Consider the following 13,794-nt stretch of genomic DNA (forward strand, 5'->3'; position numbering starts at 1 on the left):
GATTAATGCAGCATCCGTGCCAAGGTGGGGCGCTCATTCAGAATTTTGTTGAGCGTCCATGACCTTGGCTTTTTCACTCAGCATTTCAAGCTTGTGACCGCTTTGCGCCAGTTCGGTTTGGGCCTTTTTCAAGCGGCGTTCGGATTGCGCTTTCTGGATCGACAGGGTGCTGCGAAACCCCTCCAGCTGCTGGCCCAGACGCAGCGTATTGGCCAGTTGTGCCGAGTTCTGCGCACCTTTCAGCTGGCCGCCATGTTCATGCAGCATCCGCTTGATGGATCCGGCCTGTGCGGTGATGTTGTTCATCTCATCCTGAGCGCGGCGCAGTTTCTTTGCCAGATCGGCCTGTTTGATCGTTTCGGCTTTGGCCATCAGCTTCAGATGGTTTCCGTTCGGCTTATTCATGAGGTCATCCCAATCAGCTCAAGCAGCTGTTTCTGGCTTTCTTCGAAGGTGACCTTTTCGTGTTTCATCTGGCAGATGAAACCTTCGATCTGCGGCCAGTTCTTGATCGCCGCGTCCAGATCCTTGTCCTGACCGGCGCTATAGCCGCCCATCAGCATCAGGTCGCGGTTTTCGTTATAAAGCGAAATCAGACGGCGCAGCCGCTGGCTGGCGGTCACATGTTCGGGCGGCACGATGTCATTCATCACCCGGCTGACCGAGGCGGGCAGATCAATCGCAGGGTAGATGCCGCGCTGCGCCTGGGCGCGGCTGAGCACCATGTGGCCATCAAGGATCGCCCGGGCCGAGTCTACAACCGGGTCATTGGTGGTGTCATCACCATCTGCCAGCACGGTGTAAAGCGCGGTGATCGTCCCCTGACCGGGCAGGCCGGGACCGCAGCGTTCAATCAGCGACGGGATCATTGAGATCACCGAAGGCGTGTAGCCTTTGGCGGTGGGCTGTTCACCAAGCGCCAGCCCGGCCTCACGTTTGGCATGGGCGACACGGGTCAGACTGTCCATGATCAGCAGCACATCCTTGCCCTGATCGCGGAAGTATTCGGCAATGGCGGTGGTGCGGTTGGCCGCGCGCAGGCGCAAGAGCGGTGAACGGTCGGCTGGCACCGCGACAACGCAAACCCTTGCGGCCGCCTCGGGTGTCATCACGCGGCTGACAAAATCACCGACCTCACGGGCACGTTCGCCGATGAGGCCAACGATGATCACATCTGCCGTGGTGTTGTGGGTCATCATTTCGATCAGCACGGATTTTCCGACGCCCGATCCCGCCATGATGCCAACACGCTGACCACGACCAATGGTCATCGAGGAATTGAGGATCCGCACGCCGACGTCCAGCACTTCCTTGACCGGGCCACGGGCCAGCGGGTTCAGCGGTTTGCCCGCCAAGGGCCAGAGGTCAGAGGGTTTCGGGGCAGGGCGGCCATCCAATGGCGCACCGCTGGCATCAATCACACGGCCCAGCAGCTCAGGACCCACCTCGCACATGCGGCCGGCACGGCGCAGGACAACCGGATCGCCCAGCGTGATCTGCGCGCCAGCGGTGTCCAGAAACAACAGGTTCTTGCCGTCGGAAAAGCCCACCACCTCACCCTCAACCGGGGCGGCACCGGGGCCGGCGTGACGCGGGTAAATCAGGCAGAGGTCACCGGGGGAGGCCGGAAAGCCGGAACATTCCACAACCAGCCCGTCATAGCGCACCACCTGGCCGCTGATCTGCGGCGCGGTGCGTTCGGGCAGGGTGGCCAGATCATGTCTCAGCCGCTCAAGGATGGTGGCGCTCATTGGCCGGCATCCGCGATCTGAATTTCGGTGTCATCCCAATCTGCGGGCAGGCCGCCATCGTCAAACTCTGGCAGGGCGCTTTGAACCCGGTTGGGGCCGGAACGGATATCCACTGCGCCGCGCGGCAGCGCCTCATCCTGTTGCAGGACACAGCCATCAATGATGTCAGAGCCGGCAAGCGAAGGTTCAATCACCGCCATATCTTCGGGGTTCAGATGGATCTGGGTGCAATCCACCGTCTTGCCCACCCGTTCCACCAGTTCCTCAACCTTCTGGGCAAAGGCGGCGGGCAGGGCATCAATCTGCTGACCGGCGAGGTCACTGGCAAGCGTCAGCAGCGTCTGTTCCATCGCCTGACGCAGGGCAGTGTGGTGATCGGCAGCGTGATCGGTGAGGGATCGCGCCAGATCGCTGAACAGGCGCGTGGCCTCTTCCAGATGGGCCTGGGCTTCGGGGGCAGGGGCGGGGTCAGGTTCGGGCGCTTCGGCGAGGCCTTTCTGATAGCCTTCGGCGAAACCTTCGGTGTAGCCGGTCTTATGGGCCGCAGCCTGCAGTGCCTCAAGCTCGGCATTGGGCTCGGGCTCTGGCGGGGCAACCTCTTCGGTCTGCACCGGGGTGCCAAGGCCGTTTTCCTCCAGCGCGGCATCGGCGGGCTGATCCTCGGGGATCTGCTCAAAGGCGCGGGGGCGGAAATTGCCGTCACGGTTTTTGCGCAGGATTGAGTTGATGGACTCAATATCAAGCGCCTGAACGGACATGTCTTTGTGGAAGCCCATATCGGATCCTCCTTATAAACCAGAACCTTAAACCATAACCTCGCCGCCACGACCGGCGAGGGTGATGGTGCCCTCGTCAGACAGACGCCGTGCTACAGCAATAACCTCTTTCTGCGCATTTTGCACCTCGGTCAGACGGACGGGGCCAAGGGCCTCCATCTCGTCCGCGATGGCGGCAGCCGCCCGGGTGGACATACAGCCCAGAAGCTTGTCGCGCAGGATTTCGTCGGCGCCACGCAGGGCCAGAATAAGGGTGCGGTTTTCCACTTCGCGCAGCAGGGTCTGAATGGCGCGATCGTCCGACTTGATGAGGTTGTCGAAGACGAACATGTTGTCCTGCAGGGCGGTGACCAGCGTTTTGTCGTGTTTCTGAACATCCTTCAGGATGCGCTGCTCCATATCCTGTTTGGTGAAGTTCATGATGCGGGCCGCGGCCTTCACGCCGCCCATCTGGCTGGCGCGCAGGGTGGTGTTGGCCTGGAACTTCTTCTGGATCACCTGTTCCAGATCCTTCAGCGCTTCGGGCTGAACGTTGGCCAGGTTGGAAATCCGGTGAATGATGTCGGACTGCACCTCTTCGGGCATCAGCTTCAGCACCTCGGCACCCACACCTGGGTCCAATGAGGCGATGACCAGCGCGATGATCTGGGGATGTTCGTCGACAATCAGTTCCGAAACTGCATGGGCGTCCATCCACTCCAGGATCTCAATCGGGCGCTCGGACGAGGTGCGCGGGATCCGGCTGAGGACCGAATGCGCCTTGTCGTTGCCAAGGGCCTTGGTCAGCACGTCTTTGATATAGGTGTTCACGCCGACGCCCAGACCGGTCTGTTCGCGCAGGTCATGCAGGAATTCATTCAGCACCGCATCCACGGTCGAGTGTTCCACATTGCGCACCATATACATCGCGGTGCCCAGCTGCTGCACTTCGGCCGGACTGAGGTAGCCAAGGATATTGGCTGCTGCCTCTTCGCCAAAGAGCATCATCAAAACGGCTGCTTTTTGGGTGCCGCCAAGGTCATCGATGGTCATGGTTCTAGGCATAGTAGATCACTTCAGCTGAGAGTTGTCGTCTTCGATCATCGACTTGAACGCAGTGGCGATACGGTCGCCGTCGCTGTGGGTCAGGTCGCGGATCAGGGCGAGTTTTTCTTCGTAGGACACATGGGACCACGGGTTGCCTGCGGGCTCAAACCCATCCAGGCGGGCGCGGACCTCGGCCAGGGTTTCACCGGGGCCAACTTCGATTGCGTCACCCATCTGGCCCGGTGCGCCGCCAATCGGGGCCCCCATGCCCATCGGGGCGGCGGGCGCTGCGGGCGAGAACAGCAGGCGGTCAACGATTGGCTTCACCAGACCCAGCACCACGATGGCCAAGACGGCGATCTGCGCGGCGTATCGGGCGGTGTTCATCACCCAGCCTTCTTTGTACCAGGGGTTGGCCACTTCGGCGAAAGTGTCAATGAACGGCTGGGCCGACAGGGTCACAGTGTCACCGCGACCGTTCTGAAACCCGATGGCCGAGCGAACCAGCGCTTCGGCGTCGCGCATCACGCTGTCGGGCAGGGCGCCCGGCACCAGGGAGCCATCTTCGGCCATGGTGCCCGCGGGGGTGCGCAGCAACACAGCGGCGTGGATCCGTACGATCTGGGCGCTGGCCGGTTGCGTGGTTTCCACCCGGCGGCTGACCTCATAGTTGCGGGTCGCGTTGGTGGTGGTGTTGTTGTTCACCGCATTGGTGTTGCGCACGGTCACACCGGGGCCTTCTTCGACCAGCTGGGTTTCCTGCGGCGGCGTGTTGGAGACGGCACCGGGGATGCCTTTGGCCTGCTGCTGGCTGTTCTGCTGGATCATTTCCTGTTCCGAGCGGATGACCGAGCCATTGGGCATATATTCTTCGGCGGTGATTTCCGAGCGTGTGAAGTCCATGTCCACCGTCACCTCAGCGGCGACATTGCCGGCGCCGACGATGGGTGACAGAAGCGCCTCAATCCGTTGACGGTAGAGGTTTTCCATCTGTTTGCGGTGGCCCAGCTGTTGGGTCGACAGCTCGCTCATCGGGTCGCCGCCTTCGCGGGACAGCAGGCGGCCGGTTTGATCGACCACCGAAACATTGGCGCGGGTCATGCCCGGCACCGAGGTGGAGACCAGCGAAACGATGGCGCTGACCTGACCTTCATCCAGTGCGCGACCCGGCGCAACCTGGACAAAGACCGAGGCGCGTGGCGGTTTGGTATCGCGGATAAAGGCGGTTTGTTCGGGCAGGGCCAGATGCACCCGCGCCGAGGTCACGTTGGAAAACTCGGTGATCGAACGCGCCAGGTCCAGCTCATTCATGCGGCGCAGACGCGCAGCCTCGACCGAGCGGGAAGCGCCCATTGGCATGTCGCTGAGGGTGCTCATACCGTCCGGGGTGCCGGCCGGCAGGCCTTCGGTTGCCAGAAGCATCCGCGCCTTGTGATAATCGGTTTCGGTGACGCGCAGAGTGCCTGTTCCCTGGTCGATCACCGCATCGATCCCGTTGGAGGTCAGAACCTCCACGGCGCGGGCCTTGTCGGCCTCTGGCAGATCCGAATAAAGGCTGAGACGTTTCGGCTGGGCCAGCATCATATAGACCATCAGACCCATCACCGCGACCACGACCAGAATGATCGCAGGCAGGGCACGTCGCACCGCAGGTTGGCTGATCATCTGTTGCGCTTGCGCCAGATAAGCCTTGCCCTGCTGGGCGGGCGTTGCACCTTCGGTGGGGGCGACTGGGTTGGTCGTGCTGTCCATCGAAACTCTCGTCTAGTTTGCCGTTAGGCGCCGGATCAAACCGGCATGTTCATAATATCGCGGTAGGCGGAAAGAGCCTTGTTGCGCACCTGCATGGTGAACTGGAAGCCCAGCGAAGACACCTGCTGATCCACCATCACCGAAGCCAGATTGTCGGTCGCGCCGGTCTCATAGGCGAAGGCCGATTTATTGGCTGTGGCCTGAGCTTCATTGACCTTGTTCAATGCATCACCGAGACGTTCGGCAAAGTTTGGGGTCTCTGGCTCGGTTGGGTTGGGCAACCCGGCCGGCAGGGCAGTTTGCGTGCTGTTCTGGAGCTGCGACGCGGCGCGGGCGTTCAGGGCCGCTAACGTCGAATTTCCCGAAAGGCTCGAAATAGTCATGGCTTACCTCAAGTTTGCCCTCTTGTTTTATGCGGCTTGTGCCGCGATCGGGGCGTTGATGTTAAAGCCGGGGATCATCGCCGCATTTGCGGTCAGCATGATGTCCGCGGCGCCCACCACGTCACCGGTGCGCAGCACCAGAGCGCGTTGAACCACGTTTTCCAGCTCACGCACGTTGCCCGGCCACTTGTGTTCCATCAGGGTGGCCACAGCCTCATCGCTCAGCAGCGGCAGGGTGGCCCCTTCGGGGGTGTGGCGGCGGATCATCGCAGTTGCGAGGGCGGGAATATCTTCGGGGCGGGCGGCCAGTTCCTGGGTCGCCAGCGGGAATACGTTCAGACGGTAGTAGAGGTCTTCGCGGAAGTGACCGGCTTCAACTTCGGCCAGCATGTCGCGGTTCGAGGTGGCGATGACACGTACGTCAACGGTTTCCTCTTTCTGGCTGCCCAGCGGGGTCACTTTCTTTTCCTGCAGAACCCGCAGCAGCTTGGCCTGCAGACCCAGCGGCATTTCCGAGATTTCGTCCAGCAGCAGGGTGCCACCGTCGGCGGCGCGGAAGATGCCGCGGTTGGCGGTCGATGCACCGGTGAAGGCGCCTTTTTCATGACCGAACAGCATGGCTTCCAGCATGTTTTCCGGGATCGCGGCGCAGTTTACGGCAACAAAAGGCTTGCCAGCGCGGGGCGAACGGTCGTGGATCAGTTGGCTCAGCACCTCTTTGCCGGAACCGGTCGGGCCGTTGATAAAGACGGTGACGTCAGTCTGGGCGACGCGGGCGGCCAGATCCATCAGAGCGCCGGTGTTGTCAGCGGCAGCAACCATGCCACCATGCGGGGTTGCGATGAGGTCAGTCAGGGCCAGCAGCGAAGGCGAGTAGAGCGGCGGAATGGCCGAACCGCGCAGCGGCAGGGTCACGCGCTGCATGCGGCCGCCCAGTTCTGCGGTCACCGCGAAAGCCTCACCCGGGGTGACGATGACCAGCTGGGTGATGCCCAAGGGGCGGGCCGCGGCCACCAGACCGGATTGACCGCCTGCCGCTTTTTCAGCTGCGGCCGAGCAGACCAGAGTGTTGCCTTTGCCGGGATTTGTATCAGGGGTGCCCAATGCGTCGATCAATACCGCGTCGATCCGACGACGTTTCAACAGATCCGCCACTGCGGCTGCGTCGTCAAATTCCTGTCCGATGATAAAGATCTTGGCCATGGTTACCTCCTGCGATTAGCTGACGGTTTCTAAGAAGCAGGGAGCGTACCAACCGGCGCATAAACTTTAGAAAAATTCACTAAGACAATGAAATTAAACGATTTAAAAAACTAAAATAACTAAAGTATATAGATGGTTAAGACCCTAGGTATAGGTCGGGTATACCCGCTTGATGGGTGAAATTGACGGGGTTTTGATAGGTGTCGACAAATTGACGACAGTCGACCATCTCCAAAATCTGATGACCCCATACTTAGGGATGTAGATTTTTCCATATGAGGGGGGTCAACTTTTCCAGAAGCCGGACGTTTCACATTGCAGACGTAAAACAAACTGCAGGCCGTGTTTATGTTGTCAAAAACGTACCATCTAAAATTCCCCAGCCTCGATGCCGCACAAATCGCTGCACCGTTTGTGACTGAGACGCTGGGCAACGCTATCCCTGAGTGCCGCTTGTCGGGGCTTACGGTTCTGATCAGTAAAGAAGGTGACATTTCTGTTAATGTCTTCTTCCCCACCGTGGCTGATCTGAAAAACTTCGAGAAGAAGCATGGTGGCTTTGTCGATATGATGAAGAAGACCTTCCTGTTCAAATCCACCGGGTTTGATGGGGTGTGTATTTTCAGCTTCGACGGAAACGAGAACGCTGCCTAAGGCAGCCTGATCGTATGAAGAGTGACGCCACTTGTGGCGATGTGTTGTGTAAATAAAGGACCAGGGTCGTAATGTCGGCAGAGGTAGATACCGGAACTGACAAACAAGCCGCAGGCGGGGCCTTGCTGCGCGTATCGTCGCAGAAGATCAGCCGCCTGATGGACCTTGTTGGTGAATTGTCTCTGAGTGTGTCAGAGACCGTGAACTCACCTGATCTGTTGGAGGGCAATGGGGATCGTACCGATTTCGAAGCCGCCGCACATCGTCTTTCTATGATTGTCCGTGAAGTACAGGACGCCGCGACCGAGCTGCGTCTGGTGCCCGTGGATGAGGTGTTCAAACGCCTCAAGCGCATGATCCGTGAGCTTGAGCGTCAGACTAAAAAGAAGATCAATCTCAACATCGTAGGGGCTGACACTGCCATTGATAAAATGGTGGCGGACCGTCTGTATGATCCTTTGCTGCACGTTTTGCGCAACTCGGCCGACCACGGCCTTGAAGGCGTTGACGAACGGGTGGCAGCCGGCAAATCCGAAAAGGGCACAATCACGCTCTCGGCGGCGCAGGTCGGCAGTGAGGTTCAGATTGTTGTGGGCGATGATGGCCGTGGCCTTAATCGCAAGAAGATCTTGGAAATCGCGCGCAAGCGGGGTTTCTATGGTCCGGACGAAGAACCTGAAAGCAGCAAGCTGTGGAAGGTGATCTTTGAGCCGGGCTTCTCCACCGCTGAAACAGTCTCAAACCTGTCGGGCCGTGGCGTGGGTATGGATGTATTGAACTCCACCATGCGCGACCTGCGGGGCCGGATTGCCGTGGACAGCTGGGAAGGCAAGGGCACCAATGTGTCGCTGCACATCCCTGTGTCGCTGGCCTTCCTTGATTGTATCCTGCTGCGCCAGGGCACCCATCTGTTTGCGGTTCCGGTGGAGGATATCGCCGAAATCGTCAATCCCGGCATTGAAAACAGCATGACCATTTCGGCGGGTTCGCGCGCTGAAATGCTGCGCCTTCGTGACACCCATGTGCCGGTGTGCCGTCTGGAAACCTATTATGGCAATGCCATGCCGGACCTGAAGCCGCTGACCGACACTGTTGTGATCGTGCTCAACGCAGGCTCCAAGCTGATCGCCGTGCCGGTGGATGAGGTTCTGGACCGCCAGCAGGTGGTGATGAAACCGTTGTCCGGGGTACTGGCCAAGGTCCGTGCCAGCTGGGGCTGCGCCCTGCTGGGCACCGGTGAAGTGGCTTTGGTTCTGGATGCTGATCGTCTTGCCGCAGGAGGAGAGAACTGATGAGTGTCATGGATCATTCCTCCTACGAAGATCACGCCGGCTATGAGCGTATCCGTTCATGGCTGGGCGATCGCTGCGGTATTTCCTATCCTGAACATAAGGCAGACCTGTTGCGTCAGCGTCTGGCCCGGGTCACACGGTCGTTCAAGCTGGAAGATCTGAATGAACTGGCCGGCACCATTTCCAAAGGGGAGCGTCAGGACGTCGAACTGGCCGTGATGCATGCGGCTTCGACCAATCACACGTTTTTCTTCCGTGAGCCTGAGGTCCTGGATGTTTTTGCAACGAACATCCTGCCGAAACTGGCCAACCGTGAACAGATCCGCATCTGGTCGGCCGCCGCGTCTACCGGCGATGAGGCCTACACGATTGCCATGTTGGTGGCCGAACACCTTGGCCCGCACGCGCTGAAAAAACTCGCTATTCTAGGCACCGATATTTCGGCCCCAGTTGTTGAGCGGGCAGAGCTGGGCGTGTTTTCGGGCCGTCAGCTGAGCCAGATGGATCGCACCATCAAGAAACGCTACATGACGCCGACCGGCATCGAACAGTATCGGGTGAACGAAAACCTGCGTGATACCTGTACGTTCCGCCGTCTGAACCTGAAGGCAACGCCATACCCCTTTGCCAAACAGTTCCAGGTCGTGTTCTGCCGCAACATCCTCTACTACTTTGAGCCCGAGGATCAGGCCGCAACCCTGCGCGCGATCTATGACGCGACAGAACCGGGTGGCTTCCTTGTAACCTCGGTCACCGAAGCGGTACGCGATCTTTGCAACGAATGGATTCCGGTCACCACCGGCATCTACCGGAGGGACTAAGATGCCTCTGGGTCGTAAAATCCGCACCCTGATCGTGGATGACAGCGCCATGGTGCGCAAAATCCTGTCGATGGGTCTGTCTCAGGACCCTGAGATCGAGGTTGTGGGCACCGCCGCCGATCCGCGTGTGGCGATGCAATACCTGGTCAAAGACAAGCCCGACGTGATCACGCTGGATCTGGAAATGCCCAATATGGACGGGCTGACCTTCCTGCGTGGGCTGATGTCCAAATCGCCGATCCCCACCGTGGTGATCTCATCGCAGACCCAACGGTCGGCGCAGGCCACCGTGGATGCGCTGGCGGCGGGCGCCGTGGATGTGATTGCCAAACCCAAGATGGAGTTGGGCGGCGGTCTGAATACGATGATGGAGAGCATCGCCCAGCGGGTGAAGGTTGCGGCCCGGGCCCAGGTGGGTCAGGCCCCGGCCAAAGCGCCGTTTGGGCAGGGGGGCATGCCACAGCGTGTTGCGCCTGCTGTGACCCAACGCAGCCTTCCACCTGTTGCAGCCGCCGCAGCGGGTGACATTCCGACCTGGATGATCGCAATTGGCGCCTCCACCGGGGGCGTTCAGGCCCTGACCCATGTGCTGGAAGCCATGCCGGTCAGCACCCCGCCGATTGTGATCGTACAGCACATGCCCGAAGGCTTCACCGCCTCTTTCGCCAACCGTCTGGATCAGACTTGTGCATTGCGTGTGCGCGAAGCCAAGGACGGTGATGTGCTGGAAAACGGTCTGGTGCTGATCGCGCCGGGCGGGCCGCGCCATATGAAGATCCAACCCAAAGGAAACCGCTTTGTGGTGGAACTGGTCGAAGGACCAGAAGTCTGTTTTTCACGTCCCGCTGTGGATGTGTTGTTCAAATCGGTTGCCCAGCACGCCAAGGGGCGTGTGTCATCGGCGATCCTGACCGGCATGGGCCGGGACGGTGCTGAAGGGCAGTTGGCCATCCGCCTGTCGGGTGGCCGAACCGTGGCCCAGGATGAGGCAAGCTGTGTCGTTTTCGGCATGCCCCATGCTGCTGCCGAAGTCGGAGCACCAGAGAAACTGGTCCCGTTGAGTGAAATGCCGTCATGGCTGCTCAATTCCTGCCCTAAGGCTGGAGCGCGCAGCGGGCTGGAAAGTTACAGAGTTTGAAAGGACCAAGAGGATGACTGAGATGACCGCTGAGCAAGCCTCGTCTGCAGATGCCGAAGCGCTGCTGCGCGATGATGACAACATCGAGAACATGTATCTCACCTTTGCCATCGGTACAGAAACCTACGGTGTACCGATCGCGGTTGTGACCGAGATCGTGGGCATGCAGCGCATCATGACGGTGCCGGATGTCCCGCGTTACATCAAAGGTGTGATCAACCTGCGTGGCAAGGTGATCCCGCTGATGGATGTGCGTTTGCGCTTTAACCTGGAAGAGCGCGCCTATGATGACCGCACCGTCATCATCGTGCTGGAACTGGGCACCTCGCCTGTGGGTCTGATCGTGGACCGCGTCAGCGAAGTGCTGGAAATCGCCGATGATCACATCGACAGCGCCAATGGTCTGGGCGGTGGCGACAGCCAGGGTCTGGTTCAGGGCCTGGGTCGCGTTGGCGAAAACGTTGCAATCATTCTGAATTCGGGCCTGTTGGTTTCGGATGCAGAACTGTCGATGCCAGAGGCGGCAACCGCCTAAGAACTTGGGCCGCGCAGGCCCCGAAGGCCAGGCAACTGGTCCGATCCCACCCCGGGGGCTTTATGCGGTCCGGGGGCGGGAGTGGCCTCGCCCTCCGTGGCAGGCTCAACCGTAACAAGTAACTGATTAACATAGGAGAGTTCATCATGAGCGAGCGCGGACCCCAACCGCCCAGACGCCCATATCTGGCGCAAACGCATAGCTCTTCCCAATTGCTGATCGAAATAACCAGTCGACTCTAAAAAACCGCATATCTGGCGACCCAGAGGCTAAAGAAAATCCCCGCCCGGTCGCTAATAAAAGTACAGCCCGCCCCAGAAAGGACACCCCGATGACCAAAGCGAAGACGGATAAGACGCCAGAAGCCAAAGGTGCCGACGCCTTCCAACTGCTGGACATGATTTCCGAGCCGGTTCTGATGACCGACGCGGATCTGGTGATTAACTATGCCAACCCCGCGGCGCAGAAAATGTTTGCCGGTGCCGAAGCCACCTTGCAGGGCATGCTGCCTTCGTTCAGCGCGGACAATCTGATCGGCAGCTGCATCGATGACTTCCACAAGAACCCAAGCCACCAGCGCAGCATGCTGAAGGGCCTGCGTGGTACCTATCAGGCAGCGATCCGTTTGCCGGGCTTTGCATGGGACATCGCGGTGACGGCTGCCGCGGACGGGCAGAGCTTCTTGGCGGAGTTTCAGGATAAATCGGCTGAGGTTCTGCTGGAAACTGAGACCAAGCGCCTGCTGGAGCGGATCACCGAAATGGCCGATGCCCACGGCGCGGGTCACGTAAAAGAATTTATCCAGACCGATGATTTCGAGCTGCCCAACATCGCTGCGGCGGGTGTGCAGGTGAACAAGATGGTCAAAGACCATATTGACGCCATTCTGGAAGGCATCTCGGTCTTTGAAACCTTCTCGGAAGGGGACCTGACGGCCAACATGCCGCAGTTGCCAGGTGACAAGGCTGCGCTGAACTACGCCATCGACCGCACCCGCGACAACTTCATGAACGTGAACGGCGAGATCAAGCGCCTGTCGAACGCCATCATGGAAGGTAAGCTGGACGTGCAGGCCGACACCGGCAAGTTCAAAGGCGCCTTCCGTGAGGTTGTGGAAACCTTCGAATCCGCCTTTGGCAGCCTGAACGGTGCCTTCAATGAGCTGAGCGCACAGGTTGGTCAGGTCACTCAGACCGTTGGCCAGATGAGCTCGGCCAGCCAGGAACTGGCGACCAACTCACAGATTGCATCGTCTTCGGTGGATGAGGTTTCGGCCTCGGCAGAAGAGACTGATGTGCAGGTGAAAGCCAACGCGGATGCGGCGAAAAACGCTGAAATCCTAGTGACCGCCAACGCTGAAGTGGCCGCAGAGGGCAAAGGTAAGATCGACGATATGGTCACCGCGATGGAAGGCATCAACGCCTCGTCGCAGGACATTGCCAAGATCATCAAAGTGATCGACGAAATCGCCTTCCAGACCAACCTTCTGGCGCTGAACGCCGCAGTTGAAGCGGCCCGCGCAGGTCAGCATGGTCGTGGTTTTGCGGTTGTGGCCCAAGAGGTGCGTAACCTTGCCGGTCGCTCGGCCAAAGCGGCCCGCGAAACCTCGGATCTGATTGAGGCCTCGACCAGCCGCGTTGCCGCCGGTGTGCGCCTGGCCACCGAAACCTCGGAAAGCTTTGAGAAGATCGCAACCAACATCGGCGAAGTGCGCGAACTGGTCGAAACCATCAACCGCGCCTCGGAAGAGCAATCGCGCGGCGTGGCCCAGATCAACTCTGCCATTGGCGAAGTTGCCCGCACCGCGCTGGCCACCAGTCAGCAGGCGGACGAACTGGCCGCAACCTCGGCCGAGATGACCGCTGCAACCGAAAGCATGAGCCGCGAAATCTCGCGCTTCCAGCTGCGCCCTGTTTCAACCAGCCCGGCAGATTTTGGCATGGTTGATGGCATGGAAAGCCTGCCGCCGGAAATGCTGGCCAAGCTGAAAGCGATGATGGGGGCCAAGGTTGGTGGTGCTCCGGCCACCCCTGCAGCAAGCCCAAGCGCGGCGCAGGGCGGGGACCACGATGAGCGCGGCTTCCTGAACTTCTAAACTCTTCCCGCCTCCGCGCCTGTCTCCAAGGGCGCGGGGGCTGATCTCAGCCACTAGGAGTGCAAACGAAATGGCTTACAAAGTGATGATCGTGGATGACGCTGCAATGATGCGGCTTTACATCTCGAGCTTCCTGAACTCGCTGCCAGACTTCAAGGTTGCCGCCCAGGCCGCCAATGGTCGCGAAGCGCTGGACAAACTCTCCGAGATCCCCGACCTCGACCTGATCCTGCTGGATATCGAGATGCCGGTGATGGACGGGCTGGAGTTCCTGCGTCACGCCAAGCTGAAGACCCGCGCCAAGATCTGTATGCTGCCCGCGCTGTGAAGTGGTCCCAGAAAACTGGACAGTCAGCTAAGGTGTATCC

Annotated in this window: 14 protein-coding genes; 7 read left to right on the plus strand and 7 right to left on the minus strand. The window is 59.7% G+C overall.

Annotated features, from left to right (window positions below):
* Window positions 1-33: 33 nt before the first annotated feature.
* Genes TL5118_RS04620 through TL5118_RS04650 form a run of 7 tightly spaced genes read right to left on the minus strand, consistent with a single transcriptional unit; the run spans window position 34 to window position 6,891 of the window.
* Complete coding sequence (locus TL5118_RS04620; protein ID WP_058242911.1) at window positions 34-405, minus strand: hypothetical protein; 372 nt, start codon at window positions 403-405, stop codon at window positions 34-36.
* Window positions 402-1,751, minus strand: a complete 1,350-nt coding sequence (locus TL5118_RS04625) for a FliI/YscN family ATPase (RefSeq protein WP_058242910.1) — start codon at window positions 1,749-1,751, stop codon at window positions 402-404. Before TL5118_RS04625 ends, TL5118_RS04620 begins: the two co-directional genes overlap by 4 nt.
* Window positions 1,748-2,527: a FliH/SctL family protein gene (locus tag TL5118_RS04630; protein ID WP_058242909.1), complete on the minus strand. Its 780-nt coding sequence runs from the start codon at window positions 2,525-2,527 to the stop codon at window positions 1,748-1,750. The genes TL5118_RS04625 and TL5118_RS04630 overlap by 4 nt, the downstream gene beginning before the upstream one ends.
* A 27-nt stretch (window positions 2,528-2,554) precedes the next feature.
* Window positions 2,555-3,571, minus strand: a complete 1,017-nt coding sequence (gene fliG / locus TL5118_RS21060; protein WP_058242908.1) for a flagellar motor switch protein FliG — start codon at window positions 3,569-3,571, stop codon at window positions 2,555-2,557.
* A gap of 6 nt (window positions 3,572-3,577) precedes the next feature.
* A complete protein-coding gene (gene fliF, locus TL5118_RS21065; protein ID WP_058242907.1) occupies window positions 3,578-5,305 on the minus strand; it encodes a flagellar basal-body MS-ring/collar protein FliF in 1,728 nt (575 codons plus the stop codon).
* Between the two features lie 35 nt (window positions 5,306-5,340).
* A complete protein-coding gene (gene fliE / locus TL5118_RS04645; RefSeq protein WP_058242906.1) occupies window positions 5,341-5,688 on the minus strand; it encodes a flagellar hook-basal body complex protein FliE in 348 nt (115 codons plus the stop codon).
* Window positions 5,689-5,715: 27 nt separating this feature from the next.
* Window positions 5,716-6,891: a sigma 54-interacting transcriptional regulator gene (locus TL5118_RS04650; protein WP_058242905.1), complete on the minus strand. Its 1,176-nt coding sequence runs from the start codon at window positions 6,889-6,891 to the stop codon at window positions 5,716-5,718.
* A 348-nt stretch (window positions 6,892-7,239) separates the two neighbouring features.
* Here TL5118_RS04650 and TL5118_RS04655 point away from each other — a divergent pair, with 348 nt between their 5' ends.
* The 7 genes from TL5118_RS04655 (at window position 7,240) to TL5118_RS04685 (ending at window position 13,754) form a co-directional block, all read left to right on the plus strand.
* A complete protein-coding gene (locus TL5118_RS04655; RefSeq protein WP_058242904.1) occupies window positions 7,240-7,545 on the plus strand; it encodes a hypothetical protein in 306 nt (101 codons plus the stop codon).
* Between the two features lie 71 nt (window positions 7,546-7,616).
* Complete coding sequence (locus TL5118_RS04660; RefSeq protein ID WP_058242903.1) at window positions 7,617-8,837, plus strand: chemotaxis protein CheA; 1,221 nt, start codon at window positions 7,617-7,619, stop codon at window positions 8,835-8,837.
* Window positions 8,837-9,658, plus strand: coding sequence for a CheR family methyltransferase (locus tag TL5118_RS04665; protein WP_242601724.1), 822 nt, complete (start codon window positions 8,837-8,839; stop codon window positions 9,656-9,658). The genes TL5118_RS04660 and TL5118_RS04665 overlap by 1 nt, the downstream gene beginning before the upstream one ends.
* 1 nt (window position 9,659) lies before the next feature.
* Entirely contained in the window at window positions 9,660-10,796 is a 1,137-nt protein-coding gene (locus TL5118_RS04670) for a protein-glutamate methylesterase/protein-glutamine glutaminase (RefSeq protein WP_058242902.1), read from the plus strand.
* A 13-nt stretch (window positions 10,797-10,809) separates the two neighbouring features.
* Window positions 10,810-11,331, plus strand: a complete 522-nt coding sequence (locus tag TL5118_RS04675; RefSeq protein ID WP_106404177.1) for a chemotaxis protein CheW — start codon at window positions 10,810-10,812, stop codon at window positions 11,329-11,331.
* Between the two features lie 331 nt (window positions 11,332-11,662).
* Entirely contained in the window at window positions 11,663-13,426 is a 1,764-nt protein-coding gene (locus TL5118_RS04680; RefSeq protein ID WP_058242901.1) for a methyl-accepting chemotaxis protein, read from the plus strand.
* 70 nt (window positions 13,427-13,496) lie between these two features.
* A complete protein-coding gene (locus tag TL5118_RS04685; protein WP_082626216.1) occupies window positions 13,497-13,754 on the plus strand; it encodes a response regulator in 258 nt (85 codons plus the stop codon).
* Window positions 13,755-13,794 lie beyond the last annotated feature (40 nt).

This window comes from Thalassovita autumnalis, assembly GCF_001458255.1.
In the GTDB taxonomy this organism is placed as follows: domain Bacteria; phylum Pseudomonadota; class Alphaproteobacteria; order Rhodobacterales; family Rhodobacteraceae; genus Thalassobius; species Thalassobius autumnalis.